At 59.8% G+C, this 19,891-nt stretch carries 15 protein-coding genes and 1 pseudogene; 10 read left to right on the top strand and 6 right to left on the bottom strand.

The features are described 5' to 3' along the window. The first annotated feature begins 5 nt into the window (after window positions 1–5). Window positions 6–164, top strand: coding sequence for a hypothetical protein (locus AC1DWG_RS13415; RefSeq protein WP_477752636.1), 159 nt, complete (start codon window positions 6–8; stop codon window positions 162–164). Between the two features lie 48 nt (window positions 165–212). On the opposite strand, the gene AC1DWG_RS13410 is transcribed toward AC1DWG_RS13415, so the two are convergent. From AC1DWG_RS13410 to glnA, 3 genes are all read right to left on the bottom strand, one after another. Continuing rightward, window positions 213–833: a DUF4124 domain-containing protein gene (locus AC1DWG_RS13410; protein ID WP_477763800.1), complete on the bottom strand. Its 621-nt coding sequence runs from the start codon at window positions 831–833 to the stop codon at window positions 213–215. Next, a complete protein-coding gene (locus AC1DWG_RS13405; RefSeq protein WP_477787932.1) occupies window positions 830–1,345 on the bottom strand; it encodes a DUF4124 domain-containing protein in 516 nt (171 codons plus the stop codon). Before AC1DWG_RS13405 ends, AC1DWG_RS13410 begins: the two co-directional genes overlap by 4 nt. 298 nt (window positions 1,346–1,643) lie before the next feature. Then, window positions 1,644–3,050, bottom strand: a complete 1,407-nt coding sequence (gene glnA / locus AC1DWG_RS13400; RefSeq protein WP_008002929.1) for a type I glutamate--ammonia ligase — start codon at window positions 3,048–3,050, stop codon at window positions 1,644–1,646. 328 nt (window positions 3,051–3,378) lie between these two features. On the opposite strand from glnA, the gene thiI reads away from it, so the two are divergent. Together thiI and typA are read left to right on the top strand one after the other, a co-directional pair. Further along, window positions 3,379–4,833: a tRNA uracil 4-sulfurtransferase ThiI gene (gene thiI / locus AC1DWG_RS13395; protein WP_477752634.1), complete on the top strand. Its 1,455-nt coding sequence runs from the start codon at window positions 3,379–3,381 to the stop codon at window positions 4,831–4,833. Between the two features lie 139 nt (window positions 4,834–4,972). Then, complete coding sequence (gene typA, locus AC1DWG_RS13390; RefSeq protein ID WP_477752633.1) at window positions 4,973–6,793, top strand: translational GTPase TypA; 1,821 nt, start codon at window positions 4,973–4,975, stop codon at window positions 6,791–6,793. 159 nt (window positions 6,794–6,952) lie between these two features. On the opposite strand, the gene AC1DWG_RS13385 is transcribed toward typA, so the two are convergent. Beyond that, a complete protein-coding gene (locus AC1DWG_RS13385; RefSeq protein WP_477763802.1) occupies window positions 6,953–7,393 on the bottom strand; it encodes a YkgJ family cysteine cluster protein in 441 nt (146 codons plus the stop codon). 254 nt (window positions 7,394–7,647) lie between these two features. Between AC1DWG_RS13385 and AC1DWG_RS13380 the strand changes: the two genes are divergently transcribed. The 5 genes from AC1DWG_RS13380 to AC1DWG_RS13360 all read left to right on the top strand — a co-directional run bounded on the left by AC1DWG_RS13380 (window position 7,648) and on the right by AC1DWG_RS13360 (window position 16,722). After that, complete coding sequence (locus AC1DWG_RS13380; RefSeq protein WP_477787883.1) at window positions 7,648–10,098, top strand: glycogen/starch/alpha-glucan phosphorylase; 2,451 nt, start codon at window positions 7,648–7,650, stop codon at window positions 10,096–10,098. Window positions 10,099–10,269: 171 nt separating this feature from the next. Continuing rightward, window positions 10,270–13,461: a DUF2339 domain-containing protein gene (locus AC1DWG_RS13375; RefSeq protein WP_477787882.1), complete on the top strand. Its 3,192-nt coding sequence runs from the start codon at window positions 10,270–10,272 to the stop codon at window positions 13,459–13,461. Further along, window positions 13,458–14,831 (top strand): DUF3999 domain-containing protein, encoded by a 1,374-nt coding sequence (locus tag AC1DWG_RS13370; protein WP_477787881.1) that lies wholly within the window; start codon window positions 13,458–13,460, stop codon window positions 14,829–14,831. Before AC1DWG_RS13375 ends, AC1DWG_RS13370 begins: the two co-directional genes overlap by 4 nt. Window positions 14,832–15,105: 274 nt before the next feature. Next, on the top strand, window positions 15,106–16,116 hold the full coding sequence (locus AC1DWG_RS13365; protein ID WP_015093094.1) for a class 1 fructose-bisphosphatase: 1,011 nt from the start codon (window positions 15,106–15,108) through the stop codon (window positions 16,114–16,116). Window positions 16,117–16,119: 3 nt separating this feature from the next. Continuing rightward, window positions 16,120–16,722 (top strand): DUF924 family protein, encoded by a 603-nt coding sequence (locus AC1DWG_RS13360; protein ID WP_477787880.1) that lies wholly within the window; start codon window positions 16,120–16,122, stop codon window positions 16,720–16,722. Between the two features lie 116 nt (window positions 16,723–16,838). Here the strand turns inward: AC1DWG_RS13360 and AC1DWG_RS13355 are convergent, their stop codons facing one another. After that, window positions 16,839–17,603: a methyl-accepting chemotaxis protein gene (locus AC1DWG_RS13355; RefSeq protein WP_477763834.1), complete on the bottom strand. Its 765-nt coding sequence runs from the start codon at window positions 17,601–17,603 to the stop codon at window positions 16,839–16,841. Window positions 17,604–17,696: 93 nt separating this feature from the next. Beyond that, window positions 17,697–18,719 (bottom strand): annotated as a pseudogene (locus tag AC1DWG_RS13350) (HAMP domain-containing protein); the annotation flags it as partial. A 294-nt stretch (window positions 18,720–19,013) separates the two neighbouring features. Here AC1DWG_RS13350 and AC1DWG_RS13345 point away from each other — a divergent pair. Next, window positions 19,014–19,268 carry a hypothetical protein gene (locus tag AC1DWG_RS13345; RefSeq protein ID WP_007975531.1) on the top strand — a complete coding sequence of 85 codons (255 nt, stop codon included), beginning with the start codon at window positions 19,014–19,016 and terminating at the stop codon, window positions 19,266–19,268. A gap of 30 nt (window positions 19,269–19,298) precedes the next feature. Further along, complete coding sequence (locus tag AC1DWG_RS13340) at window positions 19,299–19,868, top strand: lipocalin family protein (protein WP_477752627.1); 570 nt, start codon at window positions 19,299–19,301, stop codon at window positions 19,866–19,868. Window positions 19,869–19,891: the final 23 nt, after the last annotated feature.

The raw sequence follows: 19,891 nt of genomic DNA, 5'->3' as shown, positions 1-19,891 counted from the left end.
AGAGCATGCGCAAGAAAAAAGCGCTGGTACGGGCAAAATGCAAAAACCAAACCAAGGCTCCGAAAAGAAGCGTTCAGCGCCTGAAACGGGCGTTTGACGCTCGTTTGCGTGGCGCTTTGCCAGCTTTGGCGGGTACTTTCGAACCAAAATGGGTTGGGATGTGAGTACGGTGCAAGCAATTGCACCAATATAGTGCGCAAACCTGAACGAGGTTAGAACAGTCGCAAGAATGGATTTTTTTCTTCGGCGGGTTTGTTGTTGAGCTGGCATTCCGGCCGCTGGCCGTAGTCTTCGAGAGTGCAGGGTTTGATCTTGCGCTTCTGGGCGAGAGACGTGCGCTGCATGTGGAAAGGTTGGTTGGCGGTGCGTTCGACGATGCGCCCCTGTTCGTCGAGGATTTCCACCGACAGGGTATGGCTGCCGCGATCGATGTTGCTCAATGGGAACACCGGGCTCAGGCCGGGTTCGGCGGTGGGCTGGCCGTCGAGCAGCAACCGGTAGCTGTGACCGGGTTGCAGGGCGGGTTCGTTGGTGGCGCTGACGATGACTTCGCCGGTATTGCTGCGGATGGTTGCATCGGGTTCCGGGATCAGGATGCGCAGCACCTCATAGTGGAGCAGCGCTTGTACTTCGGGACTGCTCTGGGCAAGCAACGGCGCTGCACTGTTGGGGTTGGCCGCTATTCGATTGCTCATTGTCAGCGGTACACGCTTGGCGTTGCCGGATTTGGGCTGGTCGGTGAAAACCCGATTGCCCTGGGCGTCGACATACATGAAGACCTCTGCCGAGGCGGGCAGGGCGATCAGGCAGGTGATCAGTAGCCACGCCTTCAAGGCTTGTGCACCCGCTGTACAGTGAATGTCTCCGCAGGGCTCTGCTGCACAACGTTTTCCCCGTCGATCACTTGTACGGCGAGACGGTGTTCGCCGCGATCGATGTTCACCAGTTGCAGGATCGGCACATTGCCTGGCTGGCCGTAGGGCTGATCGTCCAGCAGTAGCTGCAACAGGTGGGGGGCTTGCAGGCGCGGCTTGATCAGTACCGTTATGGTGAACGTGCCGTTGTTGGCACGCAGGGCTTCGGTGGTGGGCAGGCCGGTCAGCTCCAGTACTTCATAGGTCTTGTGGGGCGGTTCATTGCGAGCGGCTTCAGCAGCAGGTGCGGCCTCGCCGGGAGGCTGGCGCTCGACGCTGTTGAGGGGCGGCAAGTCGACCGGATGGGCGCTGACGCCGTCAGGCGGTTGATTGCTGTACGCGGTGGCGCCGTTGGCGTCCGTGTACTTGTAGATCTGCGCCGTGGCGGGCAGAACGATCAGCAGCAGGATGAAGAGAAAACCGCGACCCATGGAATTGACCGGAAACGAAAGCATTGGGTTGCAGCATAGGCCAGGCGTAGCGTTTGTCCCAAGCCGTTAACATTTTGGCGTGAATCACCGAGATCTCCTGAGCGCAGAAAACCCCTTGTGGGAGTGGGCTTGCTCGCGAAAGTGGTCTGTCTGATAAGCAGATGTTGAGTGTGCTGATGTCTTCGCGGGCAAACCCGCTCCCACAGGGTTGTTCATCGGCTGGCAAATCGTGGGCAATAAAAAGGCCTCCACGAAGGAGGCCTCTTTTTGTCACGCCGCTTGCGCAGGCGCTACCGGATCAGCAGCTGTAGTACAGCTCGTATTCCAGTGGGTGTACGAAGGTACGTACCTTGATTTCTTCTTCGCTTTTCAGGGCGATGTAAGCGTCGATGAAGTCGTCGCTGAAAACGCCGCCTTTGGTCAGGAACGCACGACCTTTGTCCAGCTCTTCCAGGGCTTCTTTCAGGCTGCCGCAAACTTGTGGGATCTCTTTGGCCTCTTCAGGCGGCAGGTCGTACAGGTTTTTGTCAGCGGCATCGCCAGGGTGGATTTTGTTCTGGATGCCGTCCAGGCCAGCCATCAACAGTGCGGCGAAGCACAGGTACGGGTTGGCAGCCGGATCCGGGAAGCGTGCTTCGATACGGCGGGCTTTCGGGCTCGACACGTAAGGAATACGGATCGAAGCGGAGCGGTTGCGAGCCGAGTAGGCCAGCATCACTGGAGCTTCGAAGCCTGGAACCAGACGCTTGTAGGAGTTGGTCGCCGGGTTGGTGAAGCCGTTCAGGGCCTTACCGTGCTTGATGATGCCGCCGATGAAGTACAGAGCGGTATCGGACAGACCGGCATAGCCTTCGCCTGCGAAGGTGTTCTTGCCATCTTTCCAGATGGACATGTGTACGTGCATACCCGAGCCGTTGTCGCCGTACAGCGGCTTAGGCATGAAGGTAGCAGTACGGCCGTAGGCATCGGCTACGTTGTGCACGACATACTTCAGGGTTTGGGTTTCGTCGGCTTTCTTCACCAGGGTGTTGAACTTGACGCCGATTTCGTTCTGGCCGGCAGTCGCCACTTCGTGGTGGTGAACTTCGACGGTCAGGCCCATTTCTTCCAGTGCGTTGCACATGGAGGTACGGATTTCGTGGTCGTGGTCGAACGGTGGAACCGGGAAGTAGCCGCCTTTGACGCCTGGACGGTGGCCTTTGTTGCCGCCTTCGATGTCCTGGTCGGACATCCACGAACCTTGTTCAGAGTAGATCTTGAACATGGAGCCGGAAATGTCGGACTTGAACTTGACCTGGTCGAAGATGAAGAACTCTGGCTCTGGACCGGCGTACACAGTGTCACCGATAGCGGTGGCTTTCAGGTGCTCTTCGGCGCGCTTGGCGATCGCACGTGGGTCGCGATCGTAGCCTTGCATGCTCGAAGGCTCGATGATGTCGCAGACCAGGATCAGGGTCGGTTCTTCGGTGAACGGATCCAGAACAGCGGTGGAGTCGTCCGGCATCAGAATCATGTCGGAGGCTTCGATGCCTTTCCAGCCAGCGATGGAGGAACCGTCGAACATTTTGCCGACTTCGAAGAAGTCGTCATCCAGCGCATCGCGAGCCGGCATGGTCACGTGGTGCTGAGTGCCTTTGGTGTCCGTGAAGCGCAGATCAATCCACTTGACGTCATGATCTTTGATGAGTTGAACCGACTTCGACATAGTGTCCTCCGGGTGGCTTCGGGCTAGTAATGGATGCCCTTAAATGTGGGTGATGCCGGCGCGAATACTCTGCCAAGGCAACCTGCCTCACAAGGGAGCAAATTGCATGCCAGTGCCCCAGCATGGGTTTTTTGCCCCAATTTCACGCCTGTCAGGCGGAAAAGTACCTTAAAGCGGAAAATCCCGCCCTACAATGTGGCGCTCATTTCAATAAATGACCTGTTTTGGTGCGCACGAAACCTTCTGCACATTAACTGGTTAAACCTTGAGCAATTTCCGCTATAATCCGCGCCCCCCTTTTTCGGCAGGCCCTGCGCGCGCTGTTTCCATGAAATTAATCGTAAAAGTCTTCCCCGAGATCACCATCAAGAGTCGACCTGTCCGGACGAAATTTATCCGCCAGTTGGCCAAAAACATCCGCGCCGTGCTCCGCGATCTGGACCCGGCCGTGGTGGTGAGCGGCGTGTGGGACAATCTCGAGCTGGAAACCCGCGTCACCGACCCGAAAGCCTTGAAAGAGATGGGTGAGCGCCTGACCTGCATGCCGGGCATCGCGCACTTTCTGCAGATCGACGAGTACCCGCTGGGCGACTTCGACGACATCACCGAAAAGTGCAAACACCACTACGGCGATGCGCTGGCCGGGAAGATTTTCTCGGTGCGCTGCAAGCGTGCGGGCAAGCACACGTTCAGCTCGATGGACGTCGAAAAATACGTCGGCAGCAAGCTGCGTCGCGAGTGCGGCGCCGCCGGGATCGACTTGAAAGCGCCGGAAATCGAAGTCCGCATCGAAGTTCGCGACCAACGGTTGTTCGTGATCCACAGCCAGCACAACGGCATCGGCGGATATCCGCTGGGCGCCCTGGAGCAGACGCTGGTGCTGATGTCCGGCGGCTTCGATTCCACCGTGGCGGCCTACCAGATCATGCGCCGTGGCCTGATGGCGCACTTCTGCTTCTTCAATCTGGGCGGACGTGCCCACGAACTGGGCGTCATGGAAGTCGCGCATTTCATCTGGAAGAAGTACGGCAGCTCCCAACGCGTGCTATTTGTCAGTGTGCCGTTCGAGGAAGTGCTGGGCGAAATTCTCGGCAAAGTCGATAACAGTCATATGGGCGTAGTATTGAAGCGTATGATGTTGCGCGCTTCCTCCCAAATTGCCGATCGACTGCACATCGAGGCGCTGGTAACCGGTGAGGCGATCTCCCAGGTGTCGAGCCAGACGTTGCCAAACCTGTCAGTGATCGACTGCGTGACCGACAAGCTGGTGTTGCGTCCGCTGATCGCCAGCCACAAGCAGGACATTATCGACACGGCAATCGAAATCGGTACCGCCGATTTCGCCCGGCACATGCCGGAGTACTGCGGCGTCATCTCGGTCAATCCGAAGACAGCAGCCAAGCGCTATCGCGTCGAGCATGAAGAGAAAGAATTCGATATGGCGGTACTCGAGCGTGCGCTCGAAAACGCCAAGCTGGTGCCGATCGATCGCGTGATCGATGAACTGGGCCAGGACTTGCAGATTGAAGAAGTCAGCGAAGCGCTGGCCGGTCAGATCGTCATCGACATCCGTCACCCGGATGCCGCTGAAGACGACCCGCTGGACCTCGCTGGCATCGAGGTACAAACGATGCCGTTTTATGCAGTGAACGCTCGTTTCAAGGAACTGGACCCTACTCGCCAGTACCTGCTGTATTGCGACAAAGGCGTGATGAGTCGCCTGCATGCTCACCATTTGCTCAGTGAGGGGCATGCCAATGTGCGCGTTTATCGACCGAGCTAAGTGCCCGGGGCTGTTTGCCTGTGGCCTGCGTCACCGGCCCCCCGATGCCACCGTCAAGCTGTAACGGCTTTCACGGACGCTACTGTTAATCGCTGCCAAGACTTGTCAGCACACCGAATCCTCTGATCGAGATACACAAGTGATCGAAAATCTACGCAACATCGCCATCATTGCCCACGTTGACCATGGTAAGACCACCCTGGTAGACAAACTCCTGCGTCAATCCGGCACCCTGGAGCGCAACGAGCTCAACGACGAGCGCGTGATGGACTCCAACGACCAGGAAAAAGAGCGCGGTATTACCATTCTGGCGAAAAACACCGCCATCAACTGGAACGGCTACCACATCAACATCGTGGACACCCCGGGCCACGCCGACTTCGGCGGTGAAGTTGAACGTGTAATGTCGATGGTCGACTCCGTTCTGCTGCTGGTTGACGCTCAAGACGGCCCTATGCCGCAAACCCGTTTCGTGACCAAGAAGGCTTTCGAAGCCGGCCTGCGTCCAATCGTGTGCATCAACAAGGTTGACCGTCCAGGCGCGCGTCCGGACTGGGTTCTGGACCAGATCTTCGACCTGTTCGACAACCTGGGTGCCACCGAAGAACAGCTGGACTTCAAAGTCGTCTACGCCTCGGCCCTGAACGGTATTGCCGGTCTGGAACACACCGACATGGCTGAAGACATGACCCCGCTGTACCAGTCGATCGTCGACAACGTACCAGCACCGAAGGTTGACCGTGATGGTCCGTTCCAGATGCAAATCTCGGCACTGGACTACAACAGCTTCCTGGGTGTTATCGGCGTTGGCCGTATCGCTCGTGGTAGCGTCAAGCCGAACACCCCGGTTGTGGCTATCGGCGCCGACGGCAAGAAGCGCAACGGTCGTATCCTGAAGCTGATGGGTCACCACGGCCTGCACCGTATCGACGTTGAAGAAGCTTTCGCCGGCGACATCGTGTGCGTGAGCGGTATGGACTCGCTGTTCATCTCCGACACCCTGTGCCAGCCGGACAATGTCGAGGCGATGAAGCCTCTGACCGTTGACGAGCCAACCGTTTCCATGACCTTCCAGGTAAACGACTCGCCTTTCTGCGGTAAAGAAGGCAAGTTCGTGACTTCCCGTAACATCAAGGAACGTCTGGACAAAGAGTTGCTGTACAACGTTGCACTGCGCGTTGAAGAAGGCGACTCGGCCGACAAGTTCAAGGTTTCCGGTCGTGGTGAGCTGCACCTTTCGGTACTGATCGAAACCATGCGTCGCGAAGGCTTCGAAATGGGCGTTGGTCGTCCTGAAGTGATCATCCGTCAGGTTGACGGCGTGAAGCAGGAACCGTTCGAAAACGTAACCATCGACACCCCTGAGGAATCCCAGGGCAAGGTTATGGAAGAGATGGGCCTGCGTAAGGGCGACCTGACCAACATGGTGCCGGATGGCAAAGGCCGTGTGCGTCTGGAATACAACATCCCTGCTCGTGGTCTGATCGGTTTCCGTAACCAGTTCCTGACCCTGACCAACGGTGCTGGCATCCTGACCTCGATCTTCGATCGCTACGACACCATGAAGTCCGGCGACATGTCCGGCCGTCAGAACGGTGTTCTGGTATCGGTAGAAACCGGCAAGGCTCTGACCTACTCCCTGGAAACTCTCCAGGCGCGTGGCAAGCTGTTTGTTGAACACGGTCAAGAGATCTACAACGGTCAGATCGTTGGTCTGAACAGCCGTGACAACGACATGGGCGTCAACCCAACCAAAGGCAAGAAGCTCGACAACATGCGTGCTTCGGGTAAAGACGAAACCATCGCTCTGGTTCCACCTGTTCGCTTCACCCTGGAACAGGCTCTGGAATTCATCCAGGACGACGAGCTGTGTGAAGTGACTCCTAAGTCCATCCGTCTTCGCAAGAAGATCCTGGACGAAGGCGAGCGTACCCGCGCTGCCAAGAAAGCCAAGGCATAAGATTTAGCCTTGCTTAACGAAAACGCCCCCGGTCGAAATGCCGGGGGCGTTTTTGTTTGTCTGAAGCCATAAAAAAGATCGCAGCCTTCGGCAGCTCCTACAAAAGCACTGTCGTGCGCATTTCTGTAGGAGCTGCCGAAGGCTGCGATCTTTTCGGGCTTAAAACTTTTCTAAAGTCCGGCGGCTGCTGCTCTCGCGCTCCACTTCCTTGGGCTTGTACGCGCAATACCCCGGCCGCGGGCCGATTTTCGGGTGGTTGCGGCAGGTATCCGGGCGCTTTTCATAAATAGTGCACAGACGGCTCTTACGATCCAGGTACAGGCAATCGTTGTTGCTCATGCGCTGGAGGGTAAAGATTCCTGACTTCTGGTTGAAACGCTCGACCAACCCTTCCTTTTGCAGGCGTTTGGCGATGTTCTTCGGCGGATCGCCCAGCTCGAACTCATCAACCACGCCGATGCGGATCAGGTCCTTGATCTTGACCTCGACGGGCAGGGTGCAGCAGCTGGACATGCACGAGCCGCACATCGGGGCAGAGTACTTGGCCCAGGTATCGAGGCGGTCGATCTCTGCGGCAGCGATCAGGTTCGGCTTCATCATCGTTTGTTACCAGCGTGTGCATCAGGGCGCGCGATCATACCGGGACTGGTGGATTTTTGAACAACCTTTCGCCAGATTTTTTCACTGCCGGCCAATAAGCCGCTAATCCGGCACGGCCCCTGCATTGAATCAGGTATACGACAATGTATTGCCGACCCGATTCGCACTTACAGGAAAAACTGCCGAACCAGAGCCTCTACCGCCTGTCAGACCGTCTAGGCTCAGACAACCCAAGCTCGCTCGAGGTCCTATCGATGACTCAAGAACCACTTGTTCGCGAAGCAGAGGTGGCCGCATTTCGCGACGCCGTCTTGACCAAACTCACTTATGCAGTGGGTAAAGACCCGGATCACGCCTTCGACCATGACTGGTTCGAAGCCATTGCCCTGGCCGCGCGGGACCACATGGTCGAGCACTGGATGGACCATACGCGGCAGATCTACCGCAAAGGTCAGAAGCGCGTTTATTACCTCTCCCTGGAATTTCTCATCGGTCGGCTGCTGTTCGACAGCCTGAGCAACCTCGGCCTGCTCGACGTGGCCCGCGAAGCCCTGACCGAACTCGGTGTCGATCTTGAGCGCATCCGCTTGCTGGAGCCCGATGCGGCCTTGGGCAACGGCGGCCTCGGGCGTCTGGCGGCGTGTTTCCTGGAAAGCATGTCGACCCTCGGTATCGCCGGTCATGGCTACGGCATCCGCTATGAGCACGGGTTGTTCCGCCAGGCGATTGTCGATGGCTGGCAGCAAGAGCAGACCGAACACTGGCTGGATTTCGGCAACCCCTGGGAATTCGAGCGGCCTGAAGTGGTTTATCCGATCGGCTTTGGCGGCAGCGTCGAAACCGTGACCGATGACAGCGGCAAGTCCAGGCAAGTCTGGCACCCGGCGGAAACCGTACGGGCTATTGCCTACGACACGCCGGTGGTCGGCTGGCGCGGGGCGAGCGTCAACACCCTGCGCCTGTGGCGCGCCCGGGCCATGGAAGATCTGCACCTGGAGCGTTTCAACGCCGGCGATCACCTGGGCGCCGTGGCCGAAGTAGCCCGGGCCGAGAGTATCTCCCGCGTGCTCTATCCAGCGGACAGTACCGAAGCCGGCCAGGAACTGCGCTTGCGTCAGGAATACTTCTTTGTCGCCGCGTCCCTGCAGGATTTGCTGCGCCGCCATCGCAACATGCACACCTCGGTACTGACCCTGGGCGATCACGCGGCGATCCAGCTCAATGACACTCACCCCTCGATTGCCGTCGCCGAACTGATGCGCCAGTTGGTGGACGTCTACGACGTGGCGTGGGATGCGGCGTGGCAAGTGACGGTCGACACGCTTTCCTACACCAACCACACCCTGCTGCCCGAAGCGCTGGAAACCTGGCCAGTGGGTTTGATGGAGCGCATGCTGCCACGGCACATGCAGATCATTTACCTGATCAACGCCCAGCACATCGACTCCCTGCGGGCCAAAGGCATCCACGACTTCGACGTGTTGCGCGCGGTATCGCTGATCGAAGAAGACAACGGACGCCGGGTGCGCATGGGCAACCTGGCGTTTCTCGGTTCCCACAGCATCAACGGTGTGTCCGGGTTGCACACGCAACTGATGCGCCAAACGGTGTTCTCCGAACTGCACAAGCTCTACCCGGAGCGGATCAACAACAAAACCAACGGCATCACCTTCCGCCGCTGGCTGTATCAGGCCAACCCCGAGCTGACCTCGATGCTGGTCGATGCCCTCGGGCCGCAAGTGCTGGACAACCCGGAAGAGCGTTTGCTCGCCCTCGAACCGTTCGCCGAGAAAAATGCATTCCGCAAGGCATTTGCCGAGCAACGCCTGCACAGCAAGAAAGCCCTGGCGTACCTGATTCATGAGCGGCTGGGCGTCGCGGTCAACCCGGCAGCGATGTTCGACGTGCAGGTCAAGCGAATCCACGAATACAAACGCCAGTTGCTCAACCTGATGCACACCGTGGCGTTGTACCAGGCGATTCGCGCGGAACCTGAAATCGACTGGGTGCCACGGGTGAAAATCTTTGCCGGCAAGGCCGCCGCGAGTTATCACCAGGCCAAACTGATCATCAAACTGACCAACGACATCGCCCGGGTGGTGAACAACGACCCGACCGTGCGCGGCTTGCTCAAAGTGGTGTTCCTGCCCAACTACAACGTCAGCCTGGCGGAGAGCATCATACCGGCGGCGGATTTGTCCGAGCAGATCTCCACCGCCGGTTTCGAAGCGTCAGGCACCAGCAACATGAAATTCGGCCTGAACGGCGCGCTGACCATCGGCACCCTGGACGGCGCCAACGTGGAAATGAGCGAGCGCATCGGCACCGAGCACATGTTCATCTTTGGTCTCAGCGCACAGCAGGTCGAGGCGCGCAAACAGAACCATGAGTTCAATGCGGCACCGGATATCGCCGCCTCCCATCGTCTGAACGATGTGCTGCAAGCGATTCGCGGCGGCGTGTTCTCGCCGGATGATCCGTCCCGTTACACCGGCCTGATCGACTCGTTGGTAGATTTCGATCGCTTCCTGGTCTGCGCCGATTTCGACTCGTACTGGAATGCACAGATGCGCGTCGAAGCCCATTGGCACGATTCGAACCAGTGGTGGCGTTCGGCGGTGTTGAACACGGCGCGGATGGGCTGGTTCTCGTCGGACCGGACCATTCGCGAGTACGCCACGGAGATCTGGAAGGCGCTGGAGTAAGTCTTCAGGCAGGTGGATATACTGGCGCGCCGGAAAAGATCGCAGCCTTTGGCAGCTCCTACAGGATCGCGTAGTACCGTGATTATGTAGGAGCTGCCGAAGGCTGCGATCTTTATGGATACGGCTGAGCTAATCTTTCCGGATTGGCCAATGCGCTTAGGGATATCGACCATGCAATGGATTTTCATGCTGATCGGGCTGGTGCTCGGCTGGATACTCGACGAGTCATTCAGTGATGCACTGCTGGGCGCGTTACTCGGATTGGGTGTCGGCCAGGCCGTTCGCATGGCTCGCATGGACGCTCGGGCAGCCGAGCAGCAGCGCTTGCTGGAACAGGCACAGGTTGCGCTGCAAGCGGTCGAGCAACGGCTGGCAGTGCTTGAAGCATCAGGCGTCGAGGCGCCGGAAACCCTTGAACCTCTGGTATCGCCTGAAGCCCTCCTTGATGAAACACCTGCCGTAGCCCCGGAATTGATCTGGGAGCTGCCGCCCGAGCTCGAGCCAACCCCCGCAGCGGCCAGCGAAGTCGCCGATGCCTGGAAGCCCGAGTCGACCGCTCGCGATGCACAATCGACTATCCCCCCGTATGGCCCGAACCTCATCGACCGCGCCATCAGTCGCGCCCGCGCCTGGCTGTTCGGCGGCAATACAGTCTTGCGGGTCGGCGTGGTGTTGCTGTTCCTCGGCCTGGCCTTTCTGCTGCGCTATGCCACTGAAGGCGTGGTGGTGCCGGTTGAGTTGCGCTACGCCGGTGTGGCGGCCGCAGCCTTGGGGTTGCTCGGATTGGGTTGGTGGTTACGAGCGCGCAACAACAGTTACGCATTGATCCTGCAAGGCACCGGGATCGCCGTGTTGTACCTGACAGTGTTTGCCGCGATGCGCCTGCATCCGTTGCTCGATCCCTCGGCGGCGTTTGGCCTGCTGGTGGCGGTGACGATCTGTTCGGCGATTCTCGCCATTACCCAGGACTCCCTGGGGCTGGCCGCCGCTGCCGCACTGGGTGGCTTCGCCGCGCCCATCCTGGCCTCCACCGGCGCCGGCAGCCACGTCGCGCTGTTCAGTTATTTTTCCCTGCTCAACGCCGGCATCCTCGCCATCGCCTGGTTCAAGGCCTGGCGGCTGTTGAATGTCATCGGATTCACCGGCACCTTCGGCATCGGTTTCGCCTGGGGCCTGCGCTCCTACTCGCCGGAGTTGCTGTGGAGCACCGAGCCGTTCCTGATTGTGTTTTTCCTGATGTACCTGGCCATTGGTCTGTTGTACGCCCGGCGCAAGTTGATGGCGATGAGCGATGCACCGGCAGAGGGCAATCGCGAAGCGCTGCTGCAGTGGTCGGCGCGCAAGGGTGACTACGTCGACGGCACACTGCTGTTTGGCCCGCCGCTGGTGGGTTTCGGCTTGCAGTTCGCACTGGTGCAGCATCTGGAATTCGCTGCGGCGTTCAGTGCCTTGACGCTGGGCATGATTTACATGGGACTCGCCCGTTGGCTGATGGCCGGGCGCACGCTGTTGCTGGGGGAAACCTGCCTGGCCTTGGGGGTGATCTTCGCCAGTCTGGCGATTCCGCTGGGGCTTGATGCGCGCTGGACGACGGCGGCGTGGGCGGTGGAAGGCGCGGGGATCTTCTGGCTCGGTCTGCGTCAGCAAAGGCCCCTGGCCCGGGCCTTTGCCTTGCTCCTGCAACTGGGGTCGGCGCTGGCGTTTCTCAGCGAGTTGCACAGCAGCGAGAGCAGCCTGCTCGGCGGTGTGCCATTAGGCGCGCTGTTGTTGGGTGTCGCGTTGTTGTTCAGCTTCTACCAGTTACGCAAAGCCTTGCCGGAGCAGATCAGGCCCTGGGAGCTGATAGGCCTGCCAGTCCTGGCTTGCCTCGGGCTGGCGTTTCTCTATTTGCTGGCACCGCTGTTTTTCTTCAGTCACGGCACGGTGATCAGTTGGGCCTTGGCCGGGGGGCTGACGTTGTTGGTTGGCTTGCGCCTGCCATCGCGCACGTTCGTGTTCACCGCGCTCTCTGTGCAACTGTTGGGTGGCGCGCTGTTCCTGGTAACAGGACCGCAGTTCAGTGACGGTCTGCGACCCCTGGCCCATGGCGGGTTCTGGGCGCCGCTGGTGCTGGGGCTGGCCGCGATGTTCGGGGCCTGGCGTTTGCAGATGAGTCGTGTGCGTGGAGCGTTGAAAGGGTTGAGTCTGTTGCGGTTGTCCCAGGCGTTGCTGGTGTGGGGCGCAGGTTGGTGGGCGTTGGCCTGGGTCATCGAGGTGCTGCATTTCGCGTCGTTGCCGATGCAGGCGACTTTTTTGTTGAGCATGGCTGCCGTGAGTGTCGCGCTGTGGACAGCGTTGGTGCTGCGCCTGAGTTGGCCGTCACTGGGCGTGCTCTGCACAGTGTTGATTCCCGCGGCGGCGCTGGTGCTGCTGGCGGCCTGGCACTCGCGTTATCACCCGGCGGCCAACGCCGGCTGGCTGGCGTGGGCCGCCGTGTTCGTCGTGCATTTCATGTCCCTGCGGCGTCTGGCGCCCATGCTGCCGGCGCGCGTGCTGAGTGTCGCCCATGTGCTCGGCTGCTGGCTGTTGATGGGGGTGCTGGCTCTGGAGCTGCGTTACGCTTTGCTGGTGTTGTCCGAGCAATACAACGCCTGGCGCTGGTTGGGCTGGGCGATTCTGCCGAGTCTGTATCTGGTGCTGATGGCGGCACCTCGCGCGTGGCCTTGGCCGGTGTCGACATATTCGAGGGAATACCGTGTATACGCCGCCGCGCCGCTGGCGTTACTGATGCTCGGCTGGTTCTGGCTGGCGAATGTCGCCAGTGACGGCAACGCTGAACCTCTGCCCTACGTGCCATTGATCAACCCGCTGGAGCTCGGCCTGTTGTTCGCGCTGTTCGGCGTCTATGCCTGGTCCCGCAGTGCCATGACACAACTGGCGGTCCGCGAGGATTACGTCGCCATCGCCACGCAAGGGGTCGCAGGTGCCTCGCTGTTCATGTTCTTTACTGCATTGGTAATGCGTACGGCGCACCATTGGAGCGGGGTGCCGTTCGAGCTGGATCTGTTGCTGGCGTCGATGCGTGTACAAGCCGGCCTGTCCATCGTCTGGACCCTGATGGCCCTGAGCTTGATGATCGGCGGCCATTTGCGTCGCCGCCGCGAAGTCTGGCTGATCGGCGCCGCCTTGATCGGCGTGGTCGTGGCCAAGCTGTTCTTTGTCGAATTGAGCAATCGTGGCGGGCTGGCGCGGATCGTGTCGTTTATTGGAGTCGGCGTCTTGCTGCTGGTGGTGGGCTATTTCGCCCCGCTGCCGCCCAAGCGCGCCGACGCTGTGCCGGATACCGGGAAACCGCTCGCGGAATCCGAAGGAGTGTCATCTTGAGTCAGAAGCTGAACCTGGGTTGGCTGGCCGCTGTTGCCATGGGCGTGGTGTTGTCGGCGGTTGCCCAGGAAAAACCGGCGGACTTCACCACCCAAGTGCCTTTGTCGGTGACGGGCGAAGGCCCCTGGTATCGCCTTGAACTGCCCCTGAGCGTGCAACTGAATGCACGGCAGGCCGACCTGAGCGATGTGCGGGTGTTCAACGCCGTCGGTGATGTTCAGGCCTATGCCCTGGTCCGGGAGTCGGCGCAGAGCAGTGAAACGCGCACCTTGACCGAGGTGAAATGGTTTGCGTTGTACAACTCGGTGGACGCCGCTGAAACCGCGCCGAGCGTACGGGTGCAATCGAGCGCCAACGGCACCTTGGTCGAGGTGCAGCCCTCAAGTCAGCTGGAGGCGGGTGAGGAGGAGTTGCGCGGCTGGTTGCTCGACGCTTCCGCGATCAAGGCGCCGTTGCGGCAATTGATTCTCGACTGGACCAGCGAGCGCGACGGCTTCGAGCGTTTCACCCTCGAAGCCAGCGACGATTTACAGCATTGGCAGTTCTGGGGCGAAGGGCAGGTGGCGCGCCTGACCTTTGCCGACGAGCGGGTCGAGCAGCATGAAATCGGCCTGCCGGGCCAGTCGGCGCGCTACTTGCGGTTGCTGTGGATCACTCCGCATTCGGCACCGACGCTGACTTCGGCGCAACTGCAAAGCGCCAGTACCCGCAGCCTGCCGCTGCCGTTGGTCTGGTCCCAGGCGTTGACCGGCAGCAGCACGAAGGCGGGTGAGTACACCTGGCAGTTGCCGATGGGGCTGAATGTCGAGCGAGTGCAGGTCGAGCTGAGCCAGCCCAACAGCCTGGCGCCGGTGAGTCTGGCCGGTCGGCGCGACAGCAGCCTGCCATGGCAGTCGTTGGGCAGCGGTTTGCTCTATCGCCTGACCCAGAACGGTCAGGATGTGGTGCAAAACGAATTGCCGTTGTCAGGGCAAATCGTCCAGCAATTGAAACTGACCGTGGACGAACGCGGCGGCGGCCTGGGTGATCAGGCGCCGACGCTGAAGTTTGCCGTGCGCGCCACGCAACTGGTGTTCCTGGCGCGCGGGCCGGGGCCTTATACGCTGGTTGTGGGGAATACGACGGCGAAGGCGGCGAACTTGCCGCTGTCGATGCTGATTCCGGATTACGGCCCGGCGAAGCTCGCGACCTTGGGCCGGGCCATGGTGGATGTCGGGGCGGTGGTCTCGAATGCATCGACTGAGAAAACGCTGGCTACGACGGACACCCAGTGGAAGAAGTTCGGCTTGTGGGCAGTGTTGTTGCTCAGTGTCTTGTTCCTGGCGGCGATGGCGTTCAGTTTGCTGCGCAAGCCTACTGCCAAATCCTGACAGTGGGTGCTGCGCACCCAATCGCGAGCAGGCTCGCTCCCACATTTTGAACGCGTACCCCTGTAGGAGCGAGCCTGCTCGCGAAAGCGTTCGCCCAGTCACTGAAAATGCCGAAATGACTGCAGTTCTCAGGCCCACACCCAGCCCATTTCCAACTACGCTCATCCCCGCACATGAACTCTCTTCAGCCGATCACGTCTGATAGGAGGAAATGCACCCCGACTCGCGCTAAACTGCGCGGGTTTTTAGCCCCCCCATTCCTCCGGAGCCTTCCATGTCCCGCGTTACCTTGAGTCGCTATTTGATTGAGCAGACCCGCAGCAACAACACTCCTGCCGATCTGCGCTTCCTGATCGAAGTGGTGGCGCGTGCCTGCAAGGAGATCAACCACGCCGTGTCCAAAGGCGCCCTGGGTGGCGTTTTGGGCAGCATGGGCACTGAAAACGTCCAGGGCGAAGTGCAGAAGAAGCTCGACGTGATCTCCAACGAAATCCTGCTCGAAGCCAACGAATGGGGCGGTCACCTGGCCGGTATGGCGTCCGAAGAAATGGACAACGCCTACCAGATCCCGGGCAAATACCCGAAAGGTGCGTACCTGCTGGTATTCGACCCGCTGGACGGTTCGTCGAACATCGACATCAACGCGCCGGTCGGAACCATCTTCTCGGTACTGCGTTGCCCGAACGAATACCTGAGCCAGAACGAACCTTTGAACGAAAAGGCCTTCCTGCAGCCAGGTACCCAGCAAGTGGCCGCCGGTTATGCGATCTATGGTCCACAGACCATGCTGATCCTGACCTTGGGCGATGGCGTGAAAGGTTTCACCCTGGACCGTGAAATGGGCAGCTTCGTACTGACCCACGAAAACATCACCATTCCTGAAGCCACCCAGGAATTTGCCATCAACGCGTCCAACCAGCGTCACTGGGAAGCACCGGTACAGCGCTACGTCGGCGAATTGCTGGCCGGCGATGAAGGCCCGCTGAAAAAGAACTACAACATGCGCTGGGTCGCTGCGATGGTGGCCGACGTGCACCGCATCCTGACCCGCGGCGGTCTGTTCATGTACCCACGCGACAGCCGCGAGCCTTCCAAGCCAGGCAAACTGCGCCTGATGTACGAAGCCAACCCGATGTCGTTCCTGGTGGAACAAGCGGGCGGTGCGTCCACCGACGGCCACCAGCGCATCCTCGACATCCAGCCGGAAGGCCTGCACCAGCGGGTTGCGGTGTTCCTCGGTTCGAAAGAAGAAGTTGCCCGCGTCACGGCTTACCACAAGGAATAAACCATGACTGCGCCTTGGCAGCCGTTGCTTTATTGGTGGTTCGGGAGTTCCGAGTCAGCGAGGGAAGTGGCGGCGCAGAAGGGCAAATTGTGGTTCGGCAAGCGCGACAGCCAGGACCTCGAAGCGCGCGAGCGTTTCGGGGACTGGACCGAGCAGGCACTGGCCGGCGGATTGACCGAGTGGATGCAACATCCCGAAGGTTGGCTGGCCCTGGTGCTGTTGCTCGATCAGATCCCGCGAATGATCTTTCGCGATATTCCCAAAGCCTTTGCAGGCGATCTCCGGGCGCAGAAGCTGGTAGCCCAAGGCATTGCCGCGGATTACGACCGGCAGTTGCAGCCGATTCAGCGGGTGTTCATCTACCTGGTGTTCGAGCATAGCGAAGACCTCGCGGTGCAGAACGAAGGCGTCTCGCGCTACATCGAACTGGTGGCGCAGCAACCGGAAATCGATCGGGCGCTGTTCAGCGATTACCTGGACTATGCCGAGCGGCATCAGAAAGTGATTGCGCAGTTTGGGCGCTTTCCGCATCGCAATGCGGTGTTGGGAAGGGAGTCTACGGCTGAGGAGTTGGCGTTTCTCTCCAGGCCGGGCTCTCGGTTTTAGTTTTTTGTTGTTGCTGATGCCGTCATCGCGAGCAGGCTCGCTCCTACAGGGATCTTCAGTGCGACAAAGATTCCTGTAGGAGCGAGCCTGCTCGCGATGGGGCCTTCAGTACCGCCTCAGATCCTGAAGCTACCAACTAGCTGCTTCAACCGCGCCGCCTGCTGCTCAAGATCAGCACACGCACGCAAGGTCGACTGCAGGTTCTCCACACCTTCCTGGTTCAGCATGTTGATCTCTGTGATGTCGACGTTGATCGACTCCACCACGGCCGTCTGTTCTTCAGTGGCAGTGGCGACCGACTGATTCATGCCATCGATCTCACCGATGCGCTGGGTCACGCTGCCCAGGCGTTCGCCCGCCTGGTTGGCGATGCCGACGCTGCTTTCGCTCTGGCGCTGGCTGTCAGTCATGATGCCCACCGCTGCCCGGGCGCCGACCTGCAGTTCTTCGATCATCGTCTGCACTTGCTGCGCCGAGTCCTGGGTGCGGTGAGCGAGGTTGCGCACCTCATCGGCCACCACGGCAAAACCGCGACCGGCCTCGCCAGCGCGGGCCGCTTCAATGGCGGCGTTGAGCGCCAGCAAGTTGGTTTGCTGGGAGATGCTGGTAATCACTTCCAGGATCTGCCCGATGTTGACCGTATTGCTATTGAGGGTTTCGATGTTGCCGCACGAATCGCTGATCTTGGCCGACAGCTGCTGCATCGCCGCGATGGTTTTATCCACCACCTGTTGGCCGTCTTCGGCCAGGCTGCGGGCATCGCTGGAATGTTGCGAGGCGAGGGCGGCGTTCTGGGCGATCTCCTGGGCGGCGGCACCGAGCTGGTTGATCGCCGCAGCGACGCTGCTGGTGCGCGAGGCTTGCTGGTCGGAGTTGTACATCGACGAGTTCGAGGCGGCGACTACACGCAACGCCACTTCGTTGACCTGGCCGGTGGCCGAGGACACTTCGATGATCGAGGTGTGAATGCGCTCGACGAAGCGGTTGAACGACAGCCCCAGCGCGCCGAATTCGTCATGGCCGTGAATGGTCAGGCGTTTGGTCAGGTCACCTTCGCCTTCGGCGATGTCGTGCATGGCGCGGCCCATGGTCAGCAGCGGCTGCATCAGCAGGCTGATCAGCATGCCCAGCAGCGCAATGATGATCACTATAGCAATCACCATGGCGATGATTGCCGAGGTGCGGAATTCGCTGAGCATCGAGAACGCCGTTTCCTGATCGAGCACCAGTGCCACGTACCAGTTCGCCGATGGCACGCCGTTGACGTGGGTGAAGGAGATGAACAGGCGCTTGCCGTCGATCTCGACTTCTTTCATGCCCGGGCTGACTTTGGGTGTGTCGCTCGGATAGGCCTCGGTCAGGTTCTTGAGCACCAGCTTGCTGTCCGGGTGAATCAGGATCTTGCCGTCGGCACCGACGATGAACGCATGACCGTGACCGCCGAAGTTCAGCGAATTGATGATCGCGCTGACGCTGGACAGGTCGATGTCGGCGCCTGCGACGCCGATCATCTGGCCCTGGTGCTGCACCGGGGTGGCCACGGTGATCACCAGTTTGCCAGAAGACGCGGCAATGTACGGTTCGGTGACGATGGTCTGTTGTGCGCTATTGGCCGCCTTGTACCAGCCGCGGGCGCGAGGGTCGTAGTCCGCCGCACGGTTGCCCGCCGGGACCGAGAACATCACGCCGTCGGCACCACCGAAGTAGCTCAGCTGGAAGTTGCCGGTGTAGGCGGGCAGGTCGATGATTCGTTTCAGGCCAGCGGGAGCATTGCCGTCGGCGTTGATCTGTTGGGCCATCGACTGCAGCAATTGCATGCGGCTTTCCAGCCAGGTCTGGATGTTGCTGGTGGTCAGACTGCCGAGTTCCTGCATCGAGGCTTCGGTGCTGTTGCGCAAGGTTTGGCGCTGGCGATAGTCGTTGAACAGGATGAAACAAGCGAATGCGACGGCCACCACGAGGGCGGCAGCCAGCAATATCTTGTGGCTGAACTTCATGTTTCTGGTCATGGATGAGCTACCGCAGAGGGGCTGTTCTACAAAATGGGGGAGCAAATGCCACCGACGTGGCTTTGCGTTGCATTTATGTCGACTGAACGGCGCCAAAGATTAGGCGAATTCTCTGAAAAACGACGAAATGCTCGATGAATAAGGAAAGTGGCTGATTTTCGGCAAAAGGTAGACGAGTGGCCCGATAAATAGCCTGCCGGGCACGGAACCTCGCAGGGGTTTTCTCTTCTAAGCTTCAGCTTGGCAGCCATGCCAATCCCCTACGCCCCCCGGAGTTTCACCATGTCGCTGCGTTCCATCGCCCTGCTTTCGTTTTGCGTGTTGCTGGCTGCCTGCAGCAAAGTCAATCAGGAAAACTACTCTAAGCTCTCGGCCGGCATGGCCAAGGCCGATGTGGAGACCCTGTTGGGCAAACCTGCCGATTGTTCAGGTGCGCTCGGCATGTCCAGTTGCACCTGGGGCGACAAGAACAGCTTTATCAGCGTGCAGTTCGCCGGTGACAAAGTGCTGATGTTTTCCGGCCAAGGCCTGAAGTAAACCGGGGCGTTTGCCCGCGGGAGAAAAATAATGAAGCGGTTATTGATCATCCTTTTTGCCGGTCTGTTGTTGGCTGGCTGTGCCACGTCTGGCCCGGACCCATTGGCCCCCAAGACTGTCAAAAGTGTCAATCTCAAGCGCTACCAGGGCACCTGGTACGAGTTGGCGCGCATGCCGATGTACTTCCAGCGCGACTGCGCGCAATCCGAAGCCCATTACACGCTCAAGCCTGACGGTAACGTGGCGGTGTTGAACCGCTGTCTGACGGCGCAGTGGCAATGGGAAGAGGTCAATGGCACGGCTTATCCACAGGTGCCCGGCAAGGGCGACAAGCTGTGGATCGAGTTCGATACCTGGTTCTCCAGGCTGATCCCGGGTACGGCGAAGGGCGAATACTGGGTGCTGTACGTCAGCGATGACTACAAGACCGCCATTGTCGGGGATCCGAGCCGGAAGTATTTGTGGCTGTTGTCGCGCACGCCGACCGTGAATGGTGTGGTGCGTGAGGAACTGCTGAGCAAGGCGCGTCAGCAGGGTTACGACACAACGCGGCTGATCTGGCGTGCGTCGGAACAGCAGATGGCCGAGACGTCCAACTAACAACGCATGACCCTGTAGGAGCG

Source organism: Pseudomonas sp. P4_B3 (assembly GCF_056402295.1).
The sequence above is the reverse complement of the archived record's forward strand: the minus strand, read 5'-3'. Positions and strand labels throughout refer to the sequence as shown.